General features: G+C 39.0%; 22 protein-coding genes. 11 read left to right on the top strand and 11 right to left on the bottom strand.

Features of this window, described 5'->3' with window-relative positions; translation table 11 throughout:
- Window positions 1-5: 5 nt before the first annotated feature.
- From I6F47_RS10210 to I6F47_RS10195, 4 genes are all read right to left on the bottom strand, one after another.
- Window positions 6-1253, bottom strand: a complete 1248-nt coding sequence (locus I6F47_RS10210; protein WP_197183782.1) for an efflux RND transporter periplasmic adaptor subunit — start codon at window positions 1251-1253, stop codon at window positions 6-8.
- On the bottom strand, window positions 1250-2503 hold the full coding sequence (locus tag I6F47_RS10205) for a TolC family protein (RefSeq protein ID WP_197183781.1): 1254 nt from the start codon (window positions 2501-2503) through the stop codon (window positions 1250-1252). The genes I6F47_RS10210 and I6F47_RS10205 overlap by 4 nt, the downstream gene beginning before the upstream one ends.
- A gap of 150 nt (window positions 2504-2653) precedes the next feature.
- Window positions 2654-2974, bottom strand: a complete 321-nt coding sequence (locus I6F47_RS10200; RefSeq protein ID WP_007378232.1) for a hypothetical protein — start codon at window positions 2972-2974, stop codon at window positions 2654-2656.
- Between the two features lie 80 nt (window positions 2975-3054).
- Window positions 3055-3873, bottom strand: coding sequence for an AraC family transcriptional regulator (locus I6F47_RS10195; protein WP_197183794.1), 819 nt, complete (start codon window positions 3871-3873; stop codon window positions 3055-3057).
- Window positions 3874-3985: 112 nt separating this feature from the next.
- Between I6F47_RS10195 and I6F47_RS10190 the strand changes: the two genes are divergently transcribed.
- A complete protein-coding gene (locus I6F47_RS10190) occupies window positions 3986-7072 on the top strand; it encodes a beta-galactosidase (RefSeq protein ID WP_197183780.1) in 3087 nt (1028 codons plus the stop codon).
- A gap of 61 nt (window positions 7073-7133) precedes the next feature.
- Here I6F47_RS10190 and I6F47_RS10185 read toward each other — a convergent pair whose 3' ends face one another.
- Window positions 7134-7580 carry a DoxX family protein gene (locus tag I6F47_RS10185; RefSeq protein ID WP_197183779.1) on the bottom strand — a complete coding sequence of 149 codons (447 nt, stop codon included), beginning with the start codon at window positions 7578-7580 and terminating at the stop codon, window positions 7134-7136.
- Window positions 7581-7797: 217 nt separating this feature from the next.
- Entirely contained in the window at window positions 7798-8943 is a 1146-nt protein-coding gene (locus I6F47_RS10180) for an iron-containing alcohol dehydrogenase (protein ID WP_197183778.1), read from the bottom strand.
- A gap of 184 nt (window positions 8944-9127) precedes the next feature.
- On the opposite strand from I6F47_RS10180, the gene I6F47_RS10175 reads away from it, so the two are divergent.
- Window positions 9128-10012: an AraC family transcriptional regulator gene (locus I6F47_RS10175; RefSeq protein ID WP_197183777.1), complete on the top strand. Its 885-nt coding sequence runs from the start codon at window positions 9128-9130 to the stop codon at window positions 10010-10012.
- 22 nt (window positions 10013-10034) lie between these two features.
- On the opposite strand, the gene I6F47_RS10170 is transcribed toward I6F47_RS10175, so the two are convergent.
- Both I6F47_RS10170 and I6F47_RS10165 read right to left on the bottom strand, forming a co-directional pair.
- On the bottom strand, window positions 10035-10853 hold the full coding sequence (locus I6F47_RS10170; protein ID WP_010554616.1) for a hypothetical protein: 819 nt from the start codon (window positions 10851-10853) through the stop codon (window positions 10035-10037).
- Window positions 10854-11047: 194 nt separating this feature from the next.
- Window positions 11048-11467, bottom strand: a complete 420-nt coding sequence (locus I6F47_RS10165) for a VOC family protein (protein WP_010554617.1) — start codon at window positions 11465-11467, stop codon at window positions 11048-11050.
- Window positions 11468-11740: 273 nt separating this feature from the next.
- On the opposite strand from I6F47_RS10165, the gene I6F47_RS10160 reads away from it, so the two are divergent.
- The 4 genes from I6F47_RS10160 (at window position 11741) to I6F47_RS10145 (ending at window position 15002) form a co-directional block, all read left to right on the top strand.
- Window positions 11741-12046 carry a hypothetical protein gene (locus I6F47_RS10160; RefSeq protein ID WP_007587218.1) on the top strand — a complete coding sequence of 102 codons (306 nt, stop codon included), beginning with the start codon at window positions 11741-11743 and terminating at the stop codon, window positions 12044-12046.
- Window positions 12043-12432, top strand: a complete 390-nt coding sequence (locus I6F47_RS10155; protein WP_007587227.1) for a hypothetical protein — start codon at window positions 12043-12045, stop codon at window positions 12430-12432. The genes I6F47_RS10160 and I6F47_RS10155 overlap by 4 nt, the downstream gene beginning before the upstream one ends.
- Window positions 12433-12601: 169 nt before the next feature.
- Window positions 12602-13084: a DUF3015 domain-containing protein gene (locus I6F47_RS10150; RefSeq protein ID WP_024589733.1), complete on the top strand. Its 483-nt coding sequence runs from the start codon at window positions 12602-12604 to the stop codon at window positions 13082-13084.
- A gap of 79 nt (window positions 13085-13163) precedes the next feature.
- On the top strand, window positions 13164-15002 hold the full coding sequence (locus tag I6F47_RS10145) for an Lnb N-terminal periplasmic domain-containing protein (RefSeq protein ID WP_165722063.1): 1839 nt from the start codon (window positions 13164-13166) through the stop codon (window positions 15000-15002).
- 5 nt (window positions 15003-15007) lie between these two features.
- Here I6F47_RS10145 and I6F47_RS10140 read toward each other — a convergent pair whose 3' ends face one another.
- Window positions 15008-15835: a sterol desaturase family protein gene (locus I6F47_RS10140; RefSeq protein ID WP_165722064.1), complete on the bottom strand. Its 828-nt coding sequence runs from the start codon at window positions 15833-15835 to the stop codon at window positions 15008-15010.
- Window positions 15832-16278 carry an SRPBCC family protein gene (locus I6F47_RS10135; RefSeq protein ID WP_101216759.1) on the bottom strand — a complete coding sequence of 149 codons (447 nt, stop codon included), beginning with the start codon at window positions 16276-16278 and terminating at the stop codon, window positions 15832-15834. Before I6F47_RS10135 ends, I6F47_RS10140 begins: the two co-directional genes overlap by 4 nt.
- A 97-nt stretch (window positions 16279-16375) precedes the next feature.
- On the opposite strand from I6F47_RS10135, the gene I6F47_RS10130 reads away from it, so the two are divergent.
- The 3 genes from I6F47_RS10130 to I6F47_RS10120 all read left to right on the top strand — a co-directional run bounded on the left by I6F47_RS10130 (window position 16376) and on the right by I6F47_RS10120 (window position 19711).
- Window positions 16376-17389 carry an AraC family transcriptional regulator gene (locus I6F47_RS10130; protein WP_197183776.1) on the top strand — a complete coding sequence of 338 codons (1014 nt, stop codon included), beginning with the start codon at window positions 16376-16378 and terminating at the stop codon, window positions 17387-17389.
- A gap of 92 nt (window positions 17390-17481) precedes the next feature.
- Window positions 17482-18255 carry a substrate-binding periplasmic protein gene (locus tag I6F47_RS10125; protein WP_007587234.1) on the top strand — a complete coding sequence of 258 codons (774 nt, stop codon included), beginning with the start codon at window positions 17482-17484 and terminating at the stop codon, window positions 18253-18255.
- Between the two features lie 358 nt (window positions 18256-18613).
- Window positions 18614-19711, top strand: a complete 1098-nt coding sequence (locus I6F47_RS10120; RefSeq protein ID WP_121955074.1) for a polysaccharide lyase family 7 protein — start codon at window positions 18614-18616, stop codon at window positions 19709-19711.
- Here I6F47_RS10120 and I6F47_RS10115 read toward each other — a convergent pair whose 3' ends face one another.
- Window positions 19712-20113 (bottom strand): nucleotide triphosphate diphosphatase NUDT15, encoded by a 402-nt coding sequence (locus I6F47_RS10115; RefSeq protein ID WP_165783606.1) that lies wholly within the window; start codon window positions 20111-20113, stop codon window positions 19712-19714.
- Between the two features lie 186 nt (window positions 20114-20299).
- On the opposite strand from I6F47_RS10115, the gene I6F47_RS10110 reads away from it, so the two are divergent.
- Both I6F47_RS10110 and I6F47_RS10105 read left to right on the top strand, forming a co-directional pair.
- Window positions 20300-22183: a propionyl-CoA synthetase gene (locus I6F47_RS10110; RefSeq protein ID WP_197183775.1), complete on the top strand. Its 1884-nt coding sequence runs from the start codon at window positions 20300-20302 to the stop codon at window positions 22181-22183.
- A 208-nt stretch (window positions 22184-22391) separates the two neighbouring features.
- Entirely contained in the window at window positions 22392-23249 is an 858-nt protein-coding gene (locus I6F47_RS10105; protein ID WP_197183774.1) for an MBL fold metallo-hydrolase, read from the top strand.
- Window positions 23250-23439: the final 190 nt, after the last annotated feature.

Below are 23439 nucleotides of genomic sequence, written 5' to 3'. Positions count from 1 at the left end.
GCCTCCTAGTGAGCGTGGCTTGCGCCGCTTTTTAAAATATCAGCTTTAATGACATAACTATTGTCTGTTACGTATTCGCTACCTGCGTTTAAGCCTGTAAGTACTTCTACCCACTCGCTATTTTTTGCACCTAAGGTAACGGGACGCACTTCAAATACATTATTTTTACGAACAAACACACTGGGTTGACCGTTAAATTCTTGAATTGCTTGTGGCTTAACACGCACGCTGGCATTTATTTTAGCCACACTTACATCGCTATTTATATGCATGCCTGGGCGCCAATGCCCGTCTGGGTTATTAAGCTCTATACGGGCGCGCGCTATGTGCCCGCCAGTCATCATTGGGGCTATAAAAAACACTTTTCCTTGCGTATTTAAATGGTGATGTAGGTCGTACACTTTAGCGCTTTGACCAATGGCGAGTTTTTCAATGTTTTCAGGAAAAGCCGATAACTCAACCCATACTTTATCAAGGTTAACTACCTGCATAAGTGCGCTGGTGCTTGCAAGCTCGCCACGCTTTAAGTATTGCTCGGTTACAACGCCGCTAATTGGGCTTTTAATGGGGTAATTTTGCAGTGTTTCACGGTTGGTTACATTGGCAAGTACTTCGCCTTTTTTAACGTTTTGACCAATGCTTATAAAAATATCACTGATCAATCCGGCATATGGCGCCATTACTTCTACCGTGCCATGTTGTGTTGGTGCAATAACGCCAAAAAGCGTATCGGTAATATCCACTTCACCACTTTGCGCTATCTCGGTCTTAATTCCTGCGCGCTCAATAGCTCGCTCTGTCAGCGTAGTTTGCCCTTCGTGTTGATCGTACTCATAGCTAATGCTCTCACCTTTATAATTAGCAGTAACGGCAAGTGCAAACGAATGCGGTTCGTTAATTGATTGCGTGCTAACAAGGTAGTCGCCCTCAGCTGTAAACTGTATATTTTGCGGCGCTTCAACTAAGCGCTTTAAACTCATTGTTATGTTTAAGTCGTTTATATTTATCGGCTGATTTTGTTTATAGCCGTATACACGTAGCTCAACATTACCTGCAAATTCTTGCAATTTAAGCTCAAGGGTTAATTTAGGATCAGTTAATAAAAAGCCGCCGTGTGGACCTTGCTTTTGCTCGTGTTGCTCTGTTTCTTTATGACCTGACTCGCCATGCTCAGCAGAGGCAAATACATCTGTGCTTACAAAGCTGCTGGCAAACGAAAGTGATACTAGTAATGCGATTATATTTTTATTCATGATTGATGAGTCTCAATTAAAGATTGGCCTGTTAAACGCTCAAGAGTAAGTAGCACTTGGTACAGCTCTGCGTGAGTTGTAATAAGTGTGCGTTTAGAATCAAAAAGTGCTTGTTGAGCATCAAGTAATTGCAACACCGAAATTTGTCCGCGTTGATAACTTTTTAAGCTTTGCTCAATCAATGTTTGTGCCTGAGGAATAATTTGATCAGATAATAGCTTTGCCTGATTAGCTCGACCTTGATAATAAGCGTACAAAGTACGTACTTGCTGGCGTAACTGGATGCGCAATTGCCCTTGCTGCTCATTTAAAAGCATGAGCTGACTATTTGCAGCTGCAATATTTCCGCTATTTGAATTACTTAATTGCAGTGGCATAGAAAACGAAAACACTAATGAGCTGGAGTCGCTTTGTTGGTTATAGCGCACGCCTCCCCCTATATTAATATCGGTTTGTCCGTTTGCTTTTTGCAGTGTTAAGTTAGCTGTTTGCTGTAAATATTGCTGCTGTAATAATGCAAATTCAGGGGCTTGGTTAACCGCATCTAAAAGTGCTTGCGCTGATTTAAGCGCAGTAATTGCATTAATATTGCCAGCAAAAGTATCGTAGGGTTGCTCCTCACTCCACAGCTCGTTAAGCGATAAACTTGCTCGCTCAAATTCACTATTAAGCATGGCTTTATCAAGCTCTACTTGGCTAAGTGCATAACGCATGCGCGTTACATCAGCTTGCGACGCAGCACCCGCATTGGCTCTTTGTTCAATCGCTTTAAGCGCCTGAGTAACTACCTGTTTACGTTCACTATTTAAACTTAATAATGTTTGAAATTTAAGCCCTTGGTAGTATCGCTCAGCAGTGGTTGCTAATAAGGCTAAACGGGTATTTTGATACTGTATTGCTTGGGCTTTAATATTGGCGGTTGCGTAATTAATACGGCTTTGGCGCTTATCGCCCAGCTCTATTAGTTGGCTAAGCCCGAGCGTTATTTCAGCGCCTTGAATGCCACGCGCCTTGTTTGTGCCCAGTAAGTTTTCAGCTTCAACATTCAATACAGGATTAGGCGAAAGAGCAGCTTGGGTTTTAAGCGCACTCAATATTTTTTGATGATACGGGTAGCGTTTTAATACCAGATTTTGTTGTTCGGTATTACTCAGTGCCTGCTTTAGGGTTAGTGTTTTAACATTCGCCAAAGTACTAAAAGCAGGTAGCGCGCACATTAGCACCACCAGCATAATTGGTTTTTTATTCATATAGCGTGTCCGTTTTTTAACAAACAGAGTTAACTTAATCACTACGCCTATTTTAAAAAAAAGCGCGATCAAGCAACCTAAATATGTAAATAACTAGCCTAATAGCGCACAAGCGCAGGCAGTTTTTTACAAAGTATTTAAAATTAAAAACTAACTAAGTGAATTGGGTGGCGGTACATCTGGCGGGTAATTTAACCCGTTATAGCACGCAGGCGAAGTTGCTTTACTTTGCTCTGGGCTTATTGAGTGGCTAGAAGTGCTGTTGTAGCCACAATGGCAATGTTGGTGGGCATGAATCTCGGTAGTTGATGTTTTATCGCTTTGGTTATCATCGGCAGTGGAGTCGCCTTGCGATAACGAACTGGTTACGTGATCAACGTCTTCTTGCAAATGATACGCAGCGCCATCACAGCTAATAAAGCTGTGTACAAGCACTAATAATATCACTATTAAAAAACGGTTTGAGCGCATTGCCTACCTAAAACTCTAAAATGCAATTTAAGAAATCGCACAATACCTTAAATTTATTCAAATGTAGAGAGCCGCTAACGTTATTTTCTAAATTCGCTTGGCGACACACCTACCGACTTCTTAAAACGTTTGGAAAAATTAAAAATATTAGAGTACCCCACATAACTTGCCACATGCGAAATTGGCCAAGCCGTGTTTAACAGTAAGTTTTTAGCTCGCTCAATGCGTAAATAAATAAGTTGTTGTATTGGACTTTTACCAAATTGCGCTTGGCATAAACGATGCAAATGCGGCGATGAGTAATGCACATGTTCGCACATTGCCTCTATTGTCCAATCAAACTGCAAGCGCTTATCTACCTCTTCAAACAGACTAATTAAACGATTATGCGCCGCACCCTGAGAGTTATTTTGCAGCGTAGCATTTAAGTAATGACTTAAAATAGGCGTTACGCTTTCGCGTAAATTAGCATTGGGCTCGCTGTATAAAAGCTCCATAGCAAGGTGTAACGGCTCAAGTTTTTGCTCGGTTAGTACCAGTGCTTGCGCTAAGTTTAAATGCTGCCAACGTTTAGTATTTGCAAGGTTTAACCAAATAACATCCCAATGTTCAGCATCAATTTTCACTTCAAAGCTTTGCTTTGCTGGTAGCACAATAAGTGTATTGGCATTAAGTGTGTACTGCTCATTTTGTGTTGTTAATTTACCCTGCCCTGCAAGCGTATAAAAAAGTGTATGTTCTAGCGGTGCTGAGCGTGCTACGCAATAACGACCCGATAGGTTTGAGCAACCCGCAAGTGCTATTTCAAGGTTTGGCATTTGCGCGAGCGTTTGTGAATCAATAAAGCGTTCTATACAACGCGGACCAATATCGAGTATGTCTTTAATGTTATAGCACATAATTACAATGATAGTTTTGGACAAATAAAGGAGAGCTTTAAGCATAACCCCTGCGATTATTTTTAGCTATATTTACCGCATTATAATTGCCCGCTTATGCAATAGGATAAACATGACCTCTTTACAGCACATAATTAATCGCCGAGATTGGGAAAACCCAATTTCAGTACAAGTTAATCAAGTAAAAGCGCACAGCCCACTCAATGGATTTAAAAGCGTTGACCATGCCCGTACTAACACGCAATCGCAAAAACAAAGTTTAAACGGTCAGTGGGACTTTAAATTATTTGATAAACCCGAAGCAGTTGATGAATCGTTGCTAAGTGAAACACTAAATAGCAACTGGCAAAGTATTACAGTGCCTTCTAACTGGCAATTACACGGCTTTGATAAACCTATTTACTGTAATGTTAAGTACCCATTTGCAGTTAACCCGCCTTTTGTACCAAGCGACAACCCTACAGGCTGTTACCGCACTGAATTTAATATAAGCGAAAGTCAGCTAACTCAGCGTAATCATATTATTTTTGAAGGCGTTAACTCGGCGTTTCACCTGTGGTGTAACGGACAGTGGGTGGGTTATTCACAAGATAGCCGTTTACCGAGCGAGTTTGATTTAAGCGAACTGTTAGTTGCAGGCACTAACCGTATTGCCGTTATGGTTATTCGTTGGAGCGATGGCAGTTATTTAGAAGATCAGGACATGTGGTGGCTAAGCGGTATTTTCCGCGATGTTAACTTACTTACAAAACCACAAAACCAAATACGTGATGTGTTTATAACCCCCAATTTAGACGCTTGCTATCGCGATGCAACGCTACATATAAAAACGGCGATTAATGCGCCAAATAACTATCAAATAGCAGTGCAAGTTTTTGATGGCGAACAGGCGTTATGTGAGCCGCAAATTCAAAATACTAACAATAAACGTGTTGATGAAAAAGGTGGCTGGAGCGATGTTGTATTTCAAACAATTGATATACAAAGCCCTAAAAAATGGACCGCCGAAACCCCGTACTTATACCGCTGCGTTGTAAGTCTGCTTGATGAGCATGGCAATACCGTCGATGTTGAAGCCTACGACATTGGCTTTAGAAAAGTAGAAATGCTTAACGGGCAGCTTTGCTTAAACGGCAAACCGCTACTTATTCGCGGTGTTAACCGCCACGAACACCACCCAGAAAACGGCCATACAGTTACTACCGCCGATATGATTGAAGATATTAAGCTGATGAAGCAAAATAACTTTAATGCCGTGCGTACTGCTCACTACCCTAACCACCCTCGTTTTTACGAGTTATGTGACGAGCTAGGTTTATACGTAGTGGACGAAGCTAATATAGAAACCCATGGCATGTTTCCTATGGGGCGTTTAGCTAGCGATCCGCAGTGGGCTGGTGCATTTATGTCGCGTTATACACAAATGGTTGAGCGCGATAAAAACCACACCTCAATTATTATTTGGTCACTAGGAAACGAATGCGGACACGGCGCAAATCATGATGCTATGTACGGCTGGTCAAAAAGCTTTGACCCCTCTCGCCCAGTGCAATACGAAGGCGGCGGCGCAAATACAACGGCTACCGACATTATTTGTCCAATGTACGCCCGTGTAGATACCGATATTAAAGACGATGCGGTACCTAAATACTCTATTAAAAAATGGTTGAGCCTACCGGGTGAAACTCGCCCACTTATTTTATGTGAATACGCTCACGCAATGGGTAACAGCCTAGGTAGCTTTGACGATTACTGGCAAGCATTTAGAGAATACCCGCGTTTGCAAGGCGGCTTTATTTGGGATTGGGTAGATCAAGGTTTATCTAAAACAGACGAAAACGGTGAGCATTACTGGGCTTACGGTGGCGACTTTGGTGATGAACTAAATGACCGACAGTTCTGTATAAACGGCTTATTGTTCCCAGACCGAACACCGCACCCTAGCCTGTTTGAAGCTAAATACAGCCAGCAACATTTACAATTTACATTGCGTGAGCAAAATCAAAACCAATACACCATTGATGTATTTAGCGATTACGTATTTAGACATACCGATAACGAAAAGCTTATTTGGCAGTTAATGCAAAATGGCATCTGTGTTGAGCAAGGCGAGCATGTACTTAATATTGCTCCGCAAAGTACACACACGTTAACTATTAAAACTGAAACAGCGTTTGAGCAAGGTGCGCAATATTACCTTAATTTAGATGTAGCATTAGTTAACGACTCACACTTTGCAAACGCTAATCACGTTATGGATTCAGAGCAGTTTAAGCTTATAAATAGTAACAATTTAAGCAGTAAGTTATTTGTATCATCATCTGAGCAAAACGCTATAAGTGTTAGCGAAACCGACTCTCAACTAAGTATTGAAAACGATAAATTTAAACTTGTTTTTAGCAAGCAATCAGGGCTTATAGAGCAGTGGTTACAAAACGATACTCAGGTTATTAGTAGCCCATTGGTTGATAACTTTTATCGTGCCCCACTTGATAACGACATTGGTGTAAGCGAAGTAGACAATCTAGACCCCAATGCATGGGAGGCTCGTTGGTTGCGTGCAGGTATAGGGCAATGGCAGCGCACATGCAGCTCAATTCACGCAGTGCAATCAAGCGTTGATGTACGTATTACTTGTGTATTTAATTACGAATTTAATGGCGTGCTACAGGCTCAAACACAGTGGCTATATACACTAAATAATACCGGCAATATTAGCTTAAATATTGACGTGCACTTAAACGACACTCTGCCACCAATGCCGCGTATAGGGCTAAGTACAACGCTTAACAAGCAAAGCGATACAAAAATAAACTGGCTAGGTTTAGGGCCTTTTGAAAACTACCCAGATCGCAAAACCGCGGCACGTTTAGGTTATTACAGCTTGAGCTTAAATGAGCTACATACACCGTATATATTCCCAACTGATAATGGCCTGCGTAGCGATTGCCAATTGCTGAGTATTAATAACTTAACCGTAACTGGCGCGTTTTTGTTTGCAGCCAGCGAGTATTCGCAAAGTACGCTAACGCAAGCAAAACACACTAACGAACTAATTGCTGATGATTGCGTACATGTACACATTGATCATCAACATATGGGTGTAGGTGGCGATGATTCATGGAGCCCAAGTACTCATAAAGAGTATTTACTTGAGCAAAAGCAGTACAGTTATTCTTTAACTTTTTCAGCTAAATAATTTAGTAGTTAACCTACAAAAATAGCGGCCAAATTGGCCGCTATTCTTCAATTAATAAACTCTATTTATTAGCTAGTTTTTTAACTAATACGTTATCAAGCGAAAAGCTTCCCGCTCCTTGAATTGCTAAAACTACAGTTACTACAAGTAACGTTAATGCGTATTCATAGCCATTGTTTGCCATAAATAAGCCATTACTAATATGTACGCTAAAAATAGCAATCATCATAGTAAAGCCGGCAACTACAGCAGCTGGGCGAGTTAACAAACCAATTGCTAATGCAATGCCACCAAAAAACTCAGCGCTACCTGCCATCATTGCTAACCAATAGCCAGGCTCTAAACCAATACTCGCCATCCATTGGCCTGTACCTTCAAGCCCGTAACCGCCAAACCAAGCAAATAGTTTTTGTGCACCATGCGCCGCTAAAATAAGGCCAACTGGTACTCGTAAAATTAATGCTGCTACGCCTGCTTTTGAGCTAAGTAATGTGTTTAGTAATTTCATGAGTTTAGTCCTGTTTTAATTTATTTAATCGTTAGATTTTTTCTAACCGTTGAGCACAGTTTACTATCATCATTAAAAAACATTAATACAGACTTTATTGGTTAATTAGCAACGCAGTATTTATAATAAACCATAAAAAAACCGCCAACCTAAAGGTTGACGGTTTTTTATTAACGCTAAAACTTAGTATATTTAAGTAAGCGCTTAGCTTTGAAAATTAAGCAACTGCTTGCTCTAAAATTTCGCGGCTTTCTTTTAGCGTAATAGCTTGGTTTTCGCCTAGAGCAACCATGCCGTGTGCTTCAAGTTTGCCAATAATATTGTCAATAGCAGCGGCTTTATCATCGCCATGTTCAGTAAGCTGGGTCGCTACGTCAAGGCTGTGGTAAAACGCTTCGATTGCTAAAATTGTTTTCTCAGCTAAATCGTCAGATTGCTCAAGACCAAATACGTTTTTACCCATTTGCTCTAGTTTTGCTTTTTTAACTGCAAATTGGTTGCGTAGTAAAGAAGGCTGAACAATAGCAAGTGAACGAGCATGATCAACGCCGTAAGCAGCTGTAAGCTCGTGGCCAATCATGTGTGTTGCCCAATCTTGCGATACACCAGAACCAATTAAACCATTAAGTGCTTGGTTAGCTGCCCACATAAGGTTTGCACGCCATGCGTCGTCTTGGTTTTCAAAGTTATCGCCCAGTGTTTTAAGCGTTCTTAAAAGTGCCTCTGCGTAACCTTCTTGAACCAATGCTGTTTCAGGGAATGTTAGGTACTGCTCACAGGTATGTACCCATGCATCTACTAATCCATTCACAAGTTGGCGCTGTGGTAATGTTTTCATTACATCAGGGTCCATAATCGCAAATTTAGGAAGTACTTCTGGTGATGCAAACGGTAGTTTTTGCTTTGTTGCTTCTTTGCTCACAACTGAGTTTTGGTTAGACTCTGAACCCGTTGCAGGCAATGTTAATATTGCACCAATTGGTAATGCGCTAGTAATAGTGTGCTTACCAGTAGGAATATCCCAACCTTCTCCATCATAAACTGCAGATGCTGCAATGTATTTAACGCCGTCGATTACTGAACCGCCGCCTACACCTAGTACAAAGTCGATACCTTGTTCTTTACAAATTTTTACTGCTTGGTCTAGTACTTCTATAGTTGGGTTAGCGCCTACACCCGAAAATTCAACCCAGTCAAAGCCTTCAAGTGCTGCTGCAACTTGGTCGTACACGCCGTTCTTTTTAATTGAACCGCCGCCGTACACTACAAGTACTTTTTGATCCTTTGCGATCAAATCAGTTAGTGAGGCAATTTGTTCTTGGCCGAACTGGATAAGTGTTGGGTTTACGTAGCTAAATTTCATTATTTTGCTCCTAGGTGACGGTTAAATACTAAATATAATGCTTAGTTACTAACTAAGCTAAACTTCAATGAGTGCATATTAGTGGCAAAATAAACATAAAAAAAGCCCAATAACTCGCAAAAGCTTGCCTAAAACTGTCAGGATTGATATTTTACGCAAAATTCGTACGATAGTAGAAGTTTTAATGTCCTCAATAGCCAACATGATGCAAAAATTTGCAGAGCACAATAATTTACTTAACTTTGAAGGCAACATGGAAACCATTATTCCAGGTGTGTATTTTCATCGTGCAAGTAAAAGCTCGCCGCGCCAACCACTTATATATAACTCAGGTATTATTATTGTTGGGCAAGGACATAAGATAATTCATTTTCCTGATCATCAAATAAAATATGGTGAAGGCGACTACCTTGTTTTAGGTGTACCTGTGCCACTTGAATGCGAAGCTTTTACCGATAACAACCTGCCTGTTATGGGGATTGTTATAGATATAAACCCGGTAATGTTACATAAATTAGTAAACCAAATTGGTACACATAAGCCATTCACTACTGGGCAAATGAGTGGCGTTCAATCGGCTAAAATAGATGGCGCAATGGAGCAAGTAACCCACCGTTTACTTAGCGTGCTTAATAACCCCATTGAGGCTGATATTTTTGGCGAAGATATAGTAAAAGAATTGGTATATCGTGTACTTTGTGGTCCACAAGGACATACTTTAATAGGGCTTGCTATGCATGATGGGCATTATGCGCGTATCGCCCGTACGCTCTCAACTATGCACAGTAGTTATGCCAATCAAATTACAGTTGAGGGGTTGGCTGAAGATGTAAACATGAGCGTATCGTCGTTCCATCGTGCTTTTAGGCAAGTAACATTTGAGTCACCTTTGCAGTATTTAAAAAAAGTACGCTTAGCTAAGGCTAAAGAGCTTATAACCAGTAGTGGAAGCAAAGCCAACGAAGCTGCATTAAAGGTTGGCTATACCAGCCCATCGCAATTTAGCCGCGAATTTAAACGCCACTTTAATAAAACCCCCAGTGAAATGTTAATTCAACTACATAACTAGGTAATAGTTTTAGAGATGTAAATTAACCGAGCGAGTCAATCTTAAGCACTGCTTTTTTGGTGTTTAGCATAGCTTGCTTGGTAAATTGGCGATTAATAAATTGGCTAAAAATAATAGTAAATAACGTTGAGAAAATGGCAGCTGTTGCGTACACCTGCCAAATCATAAAGTTATGTTTTAACATAAACGCAATCACCGCAAAAAATACACACCCACCTAATGAACCAATAATACCGCCATTAAGAATTTTAAACGTTGAGGCTTGTTTGTCACTAAAATGGGCAACACTGCCCATTACCGCCAAAATAACCGGAAAGGTAGATATTAACCCGCTCCATGCAGACCCTATATGCTGCGATATAAACGTAACAAGCACGATAAAGCTCGTCACTAATATCATTTTTACCGGAAGCTCCCAGCGGGCATTTAATGGTTTTGCATCAACTGATATATTTAGCTTTGTAGAGATAATAGTTAAACCGAGTAAAATACAAAGCGAAACCACACTCGCCACAATAATATTCACTGGTAAAAATAAAGTAATAACGCTAAATACGCACCAAATACTCAACGCTGTAAAAAGCGATTTAAGCATTCCAAATCTTCGTGATACAACCAAGTAACTAAAACAAAATAAGCCTATACCGCTCATACCATAAAGAGAGGCCACCGCTGAGTTAGCTGCAAATAATTTACCTTGCTCTAATGCTATAAAATAAGAAATAGGCCCAGAGGTAATAGGCAAGCCAGGAATTATGCCGCTAACAAAACTACCAAAGCGTTTTTGGGCGAATGTTATTAGTAAAATAAGCAAAGGTGCAATTATGAGTTTAAGCAGCATAAATAACAATAAAGTATGAGAATTGAAATTAAGTCTACGTGTCTATACCTACATTGTAGAGTGAATAAAAATCATGCATGTAGTGTAATTTTTTTCACCTGTAAATATTAACTAATTTATCAAAACACTGATTAATAGTTATAAAAAAACCACTTATTAAAGTGGTTTTTTTAGCTTACCTTAAACAACAGCATTTATACTTTTTTAAATAAAACCTCTGGGTTTACCATGGTTTTCATTTCAAGCACATTGCCATTTGGATCTTCAATAAAAAACGTTTCTTGCTCAAACTCATCACCAATAAATCGGCGGTATGGTTTATCTAAGTATTCAATACCCGCATCTTCAATACGTGTTTTTAACCCGTTAAATTCATCTTCAGATAAGTGAATCCCAAAGTGAGGTACTGCCACAGCTCCCATATCTACATCATGGCGAACTGTTGGTAAGCGCTCAACACTCTGGTGCAAGGTAAGTTCATTACCCCAAAAATCTATATCTACCCAGCGACCTTCTTCACTGTTACCCGTTTTACAGCCTAGTACGTCACAATAAAACGCTTTAGCCACTTTTAAATCGCCAGCCGGAATAGCCAGATGTAAACAGTTAGACATAAATAACCCTTGGTTAACACTTTAATACATTAAATTATCGCCATTATACATAACTTGTGATTTATAGAACATTAACAGCGGCACTATTAAGCATATTTAATACCTAAAAGCCGTTTAAAAAACACGCTTTTAAAGTTTGTAATTACTTATAACATTTATTTGTTAGAGAGTATTAGAAAGCGCAAAAGGATTAGTTTAAAATGCGCCGCTATGATTAAATTCTTACTTTTAAAATTCATCACTTTCTTTTTAGGCTTTGTAGCTTGCTTTGCTATGCACACTACTTTTGCATTACCTTTAGTGATTTCTGCTGCGCTAACGGGGCTTATTGGCTCGTTTATTCCTTTTCCTGCACATTATAAAAACCATCCGTATGCTGCAATTTATGCTGGTAGCTTTGCAGGCATGTGTTCAACTCATTTAATTACCAGTTACTGGGAAATTGCTATTATTTCGCTTATTGGCTCAAGTTTGTATGTGCTTACTATGAATATGTTTACAGGTTTTGGTGGCAAGCTTGGCAGCGTAGCTTTTGCAAGCGTGGCACTTTTTGTATTAGCCAAAGGAATTGTATTATGAGTATTGAATATCCATTACTTGTACTGCTTGGGGCTTTTTTAACATTTTATTTAGCTAAGCATAGTCGCTTTGACGGGGTTAGAGCGTCGTCTTCACTTTCTATTATTGCTTATTTAATTTTTAGCGCTTTAAATTTGAACCCCGATTTATACGCAATTGTATTTTTTGGCGGCACATTCATAGGTATGAGCGCCCCACATCGATTTGGTATTTATACTGTAGCAAGCTCATCTATTTTGTTTTCAATCTTATTTGAATTTCTTGTACCAAAACTTGACGGCTATGGCGGTGCATTAGGTATTAGTGCATTTTTATCTGTATGTATTTGCCATACTTGTATTTTATTAGGTGCCCCAAGAAGTAAAAAACCGCCACCAGTTCAATAAAAAGTGGAAACTAGGCTGGTTTTTATCCTGACATTAACTTTAATATATTTAAAAATTAGAGTGTAAAATATTCATGTTTTAGCCTGTTCCTTTTTTCTGCAAGTCTGTTAAAATCTTCCGCGAACTTTATTTACCCTAAATAAAGACAATCATATATGGATTTATGAAAATGAAAAAACTAATCGCAGTAGCAGCTCTATCTTTACTTCCTTTCTCAAACGCAATGGCTGACCAAGATATTGGTTGTGGTCTTGGTTCTATGTTATTTGCTGGTCAGCAAGGTAAAGGCGTTAAAATTTTAGGCGCTACAACAAATGGTACATCTGGTAACCAAACTTTTGGTATCACTTTTGGTACTCTTGGTTGTGATGGTACTGGTACAGTAACTTCTTCAGAAAAAATCGCTTTATTCATTGACGGTAACATGGAGCAACTTGCTCGTGATATGTCAAAAGGTGAAGGCGAAACTTTAGCTACTCTAGCTGAAGCTTGGGGTGTTGCAGATCAAGATAAAGCAGCGTTCAATAAGCTTGCTCAAGCACAGTTTTCTTCAGTATTTACTTCTGAAAACGTAACTTCACAAACAGTTTTAGAAAACCTAAACACTGTTCTTGCAAGTAACGCACAACTTGCTTCTTATACTCTTTCTTAATCAGCTAAATTAGCCGGTTTTATACGTATAAATAAAGCCGCTGGAGTATTTCTCTAGCGGCTTTTGTAATTTAGTGATTATGAAAAAAATATTATTTGGTTTACTGCTCGCTCTTTTTAGTACTTACTCAAACGCTCAAAGTATTGAAACAAATACATTAGCAACACACCCTTACTGGCTTAAATTAGGTCACTACCGCTTGGCCACATTAGGTGATTGGAAAAGTGAAGTAGACAGTGCTGAGTTTTTTTTATCTCCTACAGGTAAAACAAGCCCATATGACGAACTTAAAGCCACTATAGCTGCATTTAGTGGTAAAAATACTGACCCAAAAACAACACAATATCGTTGTCAGTTTCCTGCACGTTATAAATGGCTAAAAACAAAAATTAAAAATAACTGGCCCGAACTTAATTGCCCAGAACTACAGGCGTGGCAAAAAATAATAAACCCTAAAGGGGTTACGTTAGTTTTTCCAACTGCATTTATGAATAGCCCATCATCAATGTTTGGCCACACTTTACTTCGTATTGATGCAAAAGATCAGACTCGCCATAAAGAGTTGCTCGCATTCGCCGTTAATTTTGCAGCAGAGCCAGATGGCTCAGATAACGCAGCTATGTATGCACTAAAAGGCTTGATTGGCAGCTACCCAGGTAAGTTTTCACTTATGCCGTACTATAAAAAAGTACGCGAATATAATGACTTAGAATCTCGTGATATTTGGGAATACAAACTTAATTTATCAGAGCCACAGGTAGAGCTTATTTTATTGCACTTGTGGGAGCTACAATTAGCTACATTCGATTACTTTTTTATTGATGAAAACTGCTCTTACCAATTACTTGCATTATTACAACTTGCACAAGAGGACCTTGATTTAACATCGTCATTTAATATGCAAGCTATTCCATCAGATACCGTTGCAGTACTAAGAAATAACAACTTATTACAAACACCTAATTACCGCCCTGCTTTTGGTACTAAGCTATACCATTACTCTACTCAAATGACTGACGAACAACTTGATGATGCAAGAGAGTTAATGCAAGGTGGCTCCCTCAATACTCGTAATTACTCACAGTCGCAATTAGTCGCTATATTAGAAATGGCGTATGAATGGTTAAATTTTGAATTTTACGATAAAGCGTTAAATCGTGAAGAAATTGCCCCGCGACTAACTAAGCTACTCCTAATGCGCAGCAAATATAATGTAGCTTCGCCATTTACTAAGCCAAGCCGCCCTATTGCTTCCCCTGAGCAAGGTCATGGTTCTTCTAAAGTATCGCTAGGTAGGGTACAAAATAATAACCAAGCAAACCTTACAAATTTTGGTTATAGGCTTGCGTACCATGACTTACTAGATAGGCCTGAAGGTTTTATAGCGGGTGCACAAATTAGTTTTTTTGATTTGGAAGCCGCTATTACTGATGAAGGAAATGCAGATATTGAACATTTTTACTTATTAGATGCTATGTCGCTTGCACCCGATAACCGCGTATTTGATAGCTGGTCGTGGAACTTTAAAATGGGCTTTGACCGACAACCAAGTGACAATAAACGTTTAGGCCGCTTTTTTACAAGAGGAGGTTATGGTAAATCTTATGGCGATCCTAATAATCTACACGGCTATATTCTTGGTCAATTTGAGCTAAATACAGGCGATATAACCGACCAACTTAGTACTGGAATAGGCAGCGAAGCCGGTGTAATTTGGCAAATAAACAATAACCATAAACTCGCTTTAACTGGCAATATATTATGGCTAACTGATAACGCAGCAAGTAAGCACAGCGAAATAGCTATAACATGGAATTACGCTGTTTCTCGCAATGTATCGCTGCGCAGCAAAGTACAGCATGCTCAATGGCATAGCCATAATTCATCAATGAGTTTAGCTATGCAGTTTTACTTTTAACTTTTTCAATATTCTTTATATTTAATGCTACTTGTAGGGTAGCCAAATAGCACTCTACATTTAGCTTTTATTCCCGATGCCTTATAAACACTTTTCAATAAGTGCTCCCACTGATGAAACGTAATAACGACTGGGTTATTGCTATTAAGCTGCCCTATAATGCCGTATTTACAAGGCTTTGATTTATCTTCTTCTACAAAGGTGCCAAATAACTTATCCCAAATAATAAGTACACCTGCAAAGTTTTTATCAAGGTAACCTGCATTTATTGCGTGATGAACTCGGTGATGCGAAGGCGTATTAAATACTTTTTCAAACCAGCCTAACTTACCTACTATTTGAGTATGTACAAAAAATTGATACGCCAAATTTAATGCAACCACGCTAAATACTGTTAGCGGTTCAAATCCAATTAAAATCATAGGTAACCAAAACACCCACATACCGGCTACGGGGTACATTAAGCTTTGCCTAAATGCGGTGGTGAAATTCATTTTAGTTGAGCTATGGTGCACCACATGTGCAGCCCACAACCAATGAATATGATGCGATGCTTTATGAAACCAATAATATAAAAAATCTTGCAGTAAAAATGCAAATGCAATACTTAATACACTCACTTCAATATCAAACAATCTATAGTCATACAACCAATTAAATAAAGGCATTAACAGCAGTAACGCAATAGCATCTGCGCCTTGGTGTAATAGCGCTAACACTGTATTTGCTAGGCTATCTTTTATGTCGTAATAGCGCTTAAACTTAATAAACTCACAGCAAACAAATATCAAAAATAACGGGCTAAGAGCGAGCAAAATAATTTCTGAGTTCATACTTTACCCGCCAAAAAATAATTATTTAAATTGTTTAACGCTTGGGTTATATCTTTTGTAATAACATATTTAAGTAATGCATTTGGCATCCACCATGGAGCTGAGCAGCTTATGCAATAGTTAAGTTCGGTAACTAAAGTATTGATGTCTTTATTTGCAGTGAGGTATATATCGCCTCGATGATTAGCTACTGGTTTATCGCCTACTATTTGGTAACTGATCTGATTTTGATCGGCACTGATTATTTGCTCTGAAAACGTTATTTTACCTATTTTCACTTGCCTAACAGATCCTTTTCCGCCTTCTATTTGCCCTTCGTCTTGTGCTTGTAGCAGCGTAAATTTGGCATTAAAAAATCGATGCAACTGTTGATGATCCAATAGTGTGCTTATTATTTGTTTTGGCTGTGCATTAAGCGTTTGTTTTATTGTTATAAGTATCATTTTTACAGCAAGAGGTTATTAGGCATTCAACTAGCATATAAAAATTTAACGTGGCAAACTTGCTAATACACGACTATTTTTTAGCTTTAGATGACAAATGCACACATTGGCTGATCATTACTTTTCAAGTATTCTTGATTACTTACAAGCACAAGGCATTAATACTAAAACGGCTTTGCACGCTATTAGCTTTGACGAATTTAGTAATCAGCGTACCCATCAATTAGCGCCGCGTATTAGTTTAAATAGTTACAATGCTTTATTAGTTTATGGCAAAAAAACACTTAACGATCCTCTTTTTGGTTTTACCCTAGGTCAGCAAATTCGCACTGCTGACTACGGCGTTTTAGGTTACTTAATTGAATCAAGCGATAACTTAAGCAGTGCCATTAAAGCATTGTTAAGCTACGACAGCTTGGTGGCTGATATTGGTAAAGCCAAGTTTGAACTAAATACTGATACAGCAACTATTCGTTGGATTGCTCACCAAAGTTGTAATGAGCATGTTGTTTTACGAAACATGACCGCGTGGGTAAGTGTGATTCGCCAGTTAATAAATTTAACGCTTTCGCCAAGTAGTATTAGTTTCACTTATAATTGGTTGCCATCGCAAAGGCGCGCCCTTGAATCATGGTTTAAATGCCCTGTAAAAAGCAGTGCTGAATATAATCAAATTAGCTTTCCGAGCCATTATTTAACGCTGCCCTTTAAAACCGATAACGCCATTATTAATTCTACTTTTAAGCAATTGTCAGAGCAGCAACTCTCTAACTTTAAAAGCCAGCAGTGTATTGACGATAAAGTTAATCAGTTACTTACAGCTAAAACTACCTTGCAAAACTGCAACCTAATAGGCATAGCTGATGCGCTTAATTTAACACCCCGAACGCTACAACGACGCTTAAAACAACAAGACTTAACCTTTGCTCAACTATTTGAAAAAGAACGTAAAAAACGTGCAGATACATTAATAGCCAGCATGCCACTTGCTGATTTATCTAATATTTTAGGATTTAAAGATCAAAGCTCTTTTAATCGCGCATTTTTACGCTGGCATAAATGCTCGCCATTACAATTTATAAAATACAAAACAGCAAGTACAGCCAAGTAAATACAAATTATTTACGTTATATAAACATAATATATATATGTTTTAGTTAATACTCTCTACACTAGGTGTATTATTGCTTTAAAAGATTTTTTATGTTTTTGCGTGTTTTATTAAGTGCTTTTGTATTTATTTTATATAGCCCCCTGTGTAACGCCGATTCGGTTACTTTTATAGCTGAAGACCTTCCTCCTTATCACTTTAAAAATCAGCAAGGTGAAGTAAGCGGCGCTTTAGTCGACATTGCCAAAGCAGTTGTGAAGCAAACAAACTTAACCGCTAATTTTGAAATAATGCCTATGGCCCGCGTTTTTAAAGAGCATAAAACAAATACCAACGCCATAATGTTGTCTTTGTTAAAAACCCCAGAGCGGATTAATAAATATACATGGTTAGGCGAAGTGTATTTTGCAGATGCTTATTTAATTAGCTTAAAAAGCCATGTAGATGAAGTTGTTCACTTAAATTTTGCTAAAGAGTATAAAGTAGCAACCATTCGTGGCTACCTGAGCGAAGCCTACTTAAAGCAAAAAGGCTTTACCGAAAATAACAATTTAATACTGGTCAGTTACTATAATCAACTTTGGCAAATGCTTTATAAAAACCGGATCGACTTTGTAGTAACTAATACACTTACACTTAATAACGAGCTAAAAAGCCTAGGACTCGATCCTAGCCTAATAACAAAACGAATTCATTTAAGCGATCTTCCCTCCTCACTTAATTTTGCAGCAAGTAATCAACTTAATCCTAAAACAGCTAAAGCACTTTCTGACGCATTAAGTAACATTAAAGAAAATGGTGAATACCATGCCATTTTAAACAAGTGGCAACTTTTATTACCAAACACGACTAACATGCAGCACTAACCATAGTTAAAGCCCGACATTAGTTATTGGCAGTGGTTATTTAGTTATTTGCTAAACGCGGCAAAGCAAACTACAAAATTAAAAATCTCCTCCCCCCCAAAAAATAGACTACACATTAGCGCCAAAATCTACGTTAAACATCACTAAATGAAGAGCCAAGCACATAAAAAATACATACCGCAAACACTTCCATAAAAGCCGTTAAAAAACACCTAAACCAAATTGGTATAACAAAAAATCATTTAAAAAATATTTAATTTTACTAATTGGTAAGTTTTAATTGTTAAATTGGTATGCTAGATTGAGATTAAGCGATGCCTGTACCGCACAATTTTTACTTCATCACACAGAGACAATAATGATAAAAAATACATCCACATTTAAACTTACGGCTTTAGCCGTTATCACCCCTTTACTTTTTACCGCTTGTTCAAGTACCCAAAGCACTAATCAGCAAAGCGATGCGCCGGTACCTGCAACAAAGTTTGATTTATCACACTGGAAAATAAATGTACCAGTAGATTTAAACAACGACGGTAAAATTGATGAAATAGATGTAGAAGAAATTCAGACTTACGCACACCCTGATTTTTTCTATCTTGATGGTAAAGGCTACATGGTATTTACCTCCCCTAATAAAGCGCTTACAAGTGCTAACTCTACTAATACCCGTAGTGAACTTAGACAAATGATCCGTGGATCAAATACTAAAATTAAAACTAAACACTCTAAAAACAACTTTGCTTTAGCTGTTCACCCGCTATCTGACCGATTTGGTTCTGTTGGTGGAAAAATGGAAGCAACATTAAAAGTAGATCACGTTGCGCTACGTGCTACCGACCCTGATAAAAAAGCAGCTTACTCGGTTGTTGTAGGGCAAATTCACGCGGGTAAAGATCAGGCACTTATTGATACCAAGCTTGGTTATGGCTGGGGCAATGAGCCACTTAAAATATATTACAAAAAATGGCCAGGGCATAAAACAGGCTCAGTTTTTTGGAACTATGAACGTAACTTAGCTAAAACGAATCCTGACCGTACAGATATTACTTACCCAGTTTGGGGTAATACATGGGAAAACCCTAACGAGCCAGGCGGTGCCGGTATTGCACTAGGTGAAGAATTTAGCTACACGGTAAATGTGTATAAAAATGTTATGCACCTTACATTTAGCGCACAAGGCAAAGAAGACGTTAATTACTCTATTAACTTAGGTAATAACGTAGATGCTTATGGCAAAGTGGACGAAAAAGACCATCCACATGGTTACGCTGCAGATTGGCATTACTTTAAAGCCGGCGCTTATAACCAATGTAGTACTAAAAGCGCGAAAGGTATTTGGTACCCAGGGTGTTTAGGTACTGGCGATTGGTCTACAGATAAACAAAATGGCGATTACGCTCAAGTAAGCTTTAGTAAACTAGAGTTAAGCCCAGCGACACCGCCAACAAAATAACTAGGCTAGTACAGCCTCAGATAAGTAATTTTTTAGTGATGTAAACAGTGGCGTTGGTAGATTATTAATATCGCACCAGCGCCACTTTAAACATTTATTAGGCTCTTTAAGCTCAGGCTCTCCGCCTTCAAAATCAGCTTTTACATACAACGTAATATAGTGTTTGTTCTCTGCTGTAAAAATATCATTGGTAAAATCAAGCTTAGTAATTTTACTTACCTTTAAACCTGTTTCTTCAAACACTTCTCGTATTGCACATTGCTCAACACTTTCACCAAACTCTAAATGCCCACCTGGTGTTGCCCATGTATTAGCACCATGCGCGCCAATGCGCTCACCTAGTAAAATTGTGTTTTGGCGCATTATGATAACCGCAACCCCTACTCTTACTACGTTACTCATATCGTGTTTTCTCTTATTTTTACTGCCCGCCATGCTGAACCACACGCTTTGTATTGTCAATTTTGTATTTTTAAAGCCTGTGCATTGATTAACTTTTAGCCGACCAAGGTCGAATAGCTTGCTTGCTAAAAAAAGCCTACATTTTGTAAGGTCTCTCACACACAAATTTAGCTTTAGGAGCCTTACATGTCAGGCGAATATAAACAGCAATATAATGCCTTTAAACAAAACCCAGCCCAATTTTGGCTCGAACAAAGTAAAAATATTCCATGGTATAAAACCCCCACAAAAGCATACACACAAGACGACGACGGGCTTTACCATTGGTTTAGTGACGGACAATTAAACACCAGTTTTTTAGCGCTAGACCAGCATGTTATTGCCGGGTTTGGCGAGCAAACTGCACTGATTTACGACTCCCCAGTCACTAATACAAAGCAAACTTATAGCTACTCACAACTACAACAAGAAGTTGCTAAATTTGCAGGCGTAATACAATCTTTAGGTGTTACAAAAGGCGATCGCGTTGTTATTTATATGCCAATGATCCCACAGGCGGTTATTGGTATGTTGGCGTGCGCTCGCCTTGGTGCTATTCATTCGGTGGTATTTGGTGGGTTTGCTGCACACGAATTGGCTGTACGCATTGATGATGCCAAGCCCAAACTTATACTTAGCGCCTCATGCGGTGTTGAAGTAAACAGCGTTATTGAATACAAACCACTTATTGATAACGCAATAGACTTAGCTACTCACAAAGTAGAACACTGCGTTATTTATCAGCGTCCACAAGTAACCGCCACTCTTAAGCCTAAACGAGACATAGATTGGACTCAGGCAATGCAAACGGCTGCAAGCGCAGATCCGGTGCCTGTAAATGGTAGCGATCCGCTTTATATTTTATATACCTCAGGCACGACAGGCACACCCAAAGGCGTAGTGCGCGAAAATGGTGGTCACGCAGTGGCAATGCAATACAGCATGGAAACCGTTTATGGTATGAAGCCCGGCGACGTATTTTGGGCAGCGTCTGACATTGGCTGGGTAGTTGGGCACTCTTATATAGTTTACGCGCCGCTAATGTATCGCTGCGCGACCGTATTATATGAAGGTAAACCGGTTAAAACACCCGACGCTAGTGCATTTTGGCGCGTGGTTGAAGAATATAAAGTAAATGCATTATTTAGTGCCCCCACCGCATTTAGAGCAATCAAAAAAGAAGACCCCAATGCCGATGGTTTTAATCAATACGATACCTCTAGCTTAAAACGTTTGTTTTTAGCCGGCGAGCGGTTAGATCCTCCCACTTACGAGTGGCTTAAAGAAAAAACCAAACTGCCAGTGCTCGATCATTGGTGGCAAACAGAAACCGGCTGGGCTATTGCTTGTAACCCTGTAGGGCTTGAGTACTTAGCAACAAAACCTGGCAGCTCTACCGTGCCTACTCCAGGTTTTGACGTGCGAATATTAGATATGGATGGCAATGAATGCGCAGCTAACGAGCAAGGCGCCGTGGTAATTAAACTGCCACTTCCACCGGGTTGCCTGCCAACAATTTGGCAAGATACCTCGCGCTTTAAAGCAAGCTACCTAAATGAATACGAAGGTTATTATTTATCTGGCGATGGCGGTTATATTGATGAAGACGGCTACCTATTTATTATGGGCAGAACCGACGACGTTATAAATGTAGCAGGGCATAGGCTTTCTACTGGCGAAATGGAAGAGATAGTAGCCGCGCACCCTGCTGTTGCCGAATGCGCTGTTTTTGGTGTAAACGATCCTCTAAAAGGGCAACTCCCTATGGGAATGATCGTGCTTAAAAATGATTTTATAGGCTCAAGTACCGACGTAGAACAAGCGCTTGTTTTAAGTGTTCGTGATCAGATTGGCGCTATTGCGTGCCTTAAAAATATAGTTAGCGTAGATAGGTTACCTAAAACCCGCTCGGGTAAAATACTGCGTAAAAATTTACGTCAACTAGTTGATGGCGAAGAGCTACAAATACCTTCAACCATAGATGATGCCAGTATCTTTGAAGAAATAAACCAACAACTAACACAAAGATAAACCCAACCAACCTATCTAAAGCCATTTTTATAATGGCTTTTTATTTCATCCTTATATTTGATCCTTTTACTTAGGTTTAGGTTTAGGCTTAAGTTTTAAGTTTTAAGTTTTAATTTTTAATTTAACTAGCAACTGAAATTTTTTACAGCTTTATGCTTTCTTCTTTTAATAGCGTTATTAATTTAATCAATTTTAAAAGGAATGGTGTATGCCCCGCTTGCTACAAAAACTATTAACTACAGCCCTATTATTTATAGGCTTTGCCACACAAGCCTTTGAAATAGAAGACTTAGGCAATGGCTTACACCGCTTTATAGACGACAGACACCGCTCAATATTTTTAATCACTCCTGAGGGCGCAATTGTTACCGACCCACTTAATAAAAAAGCCGCCACATGGTTAAACAAGCAAATTAAAACCCGCTATAACGTGCCTGTAAAATATGTAATTTATAGCCATAATCACAGCGATCATATTTACGGCGCCGAGGTATTTAAAAGCCCACACACCACTTTTGTAGCGCATAAACTCGCCGCGCAAGATATTAAAAACACAAAAATGAAAACGGTAGCGCCCAGCCTTACTTTTGATGACGAGCTACTACTTACCCTTGGTGAGTCAACAGTAAAGCTTAACTATCATGGTCCAAACGATGGTCGTGGTTCGGTTAGTATATTATTTGAAAAGCAAAAAACGTTGTTTGTGGTTGATTGGATTGTTATTGGCAGAATGCCGTGGCAAAAACTGTGGAGTTACGATATTCAAGGCATGATTAACTCAACCCAAGCGGTACTCAAATATGACTTTAATACTTTTGTAGGCGGACATGCCGATATTGGCAGCAAGGCTGATGTAGCGCGTTACTTAAGTTATTTAGAACTTTTATATAGCCAAGTAACCGCAGGCGTTTTAGCCGGTAATACACTTGACGAAATTAAACAAAATGTAAAGTTAGACCAATTTAGTGACTTTAAACAGTTTGATGCATGGTTACCGCTTAACATAGAAGGCGTGTACGAGCGTTTAATGGAAGAGTCTGGTATGGGTTGGCGCAGCGATTTATAAGTTTGAACTCAGCGGACTAAGCTCTGAGCTCTAAACTCAATATTATAAGCATTGGTATATTTAACGCAGTACCAATGTACTTATTAATTAGTTAAATAAGGCATCAAAAGTCATATAAGTCACCTTTACAATGTCCTTACATTTGCTGACAGCACTATACAAAAAAAAGTTTATCCTAGGCTTAGCATTA

It is taken from the genome of Pseudoalteromonas sp. NZS37 (assembly GCF_015864265.1).
In the GTDB taxonomy this organism is placed as follows: Bacteria; Pseudomonadota; Gammaproteobacteria; order Enterobacterales; family Alteromonadaceae; genus Pseudoalteromonas; species Pseudoalteromonas arctica.
Note: the sequence above shows the minus strand (reverse complement) of the source record. Positions and strands in the feature narration are given on the sequence as shown.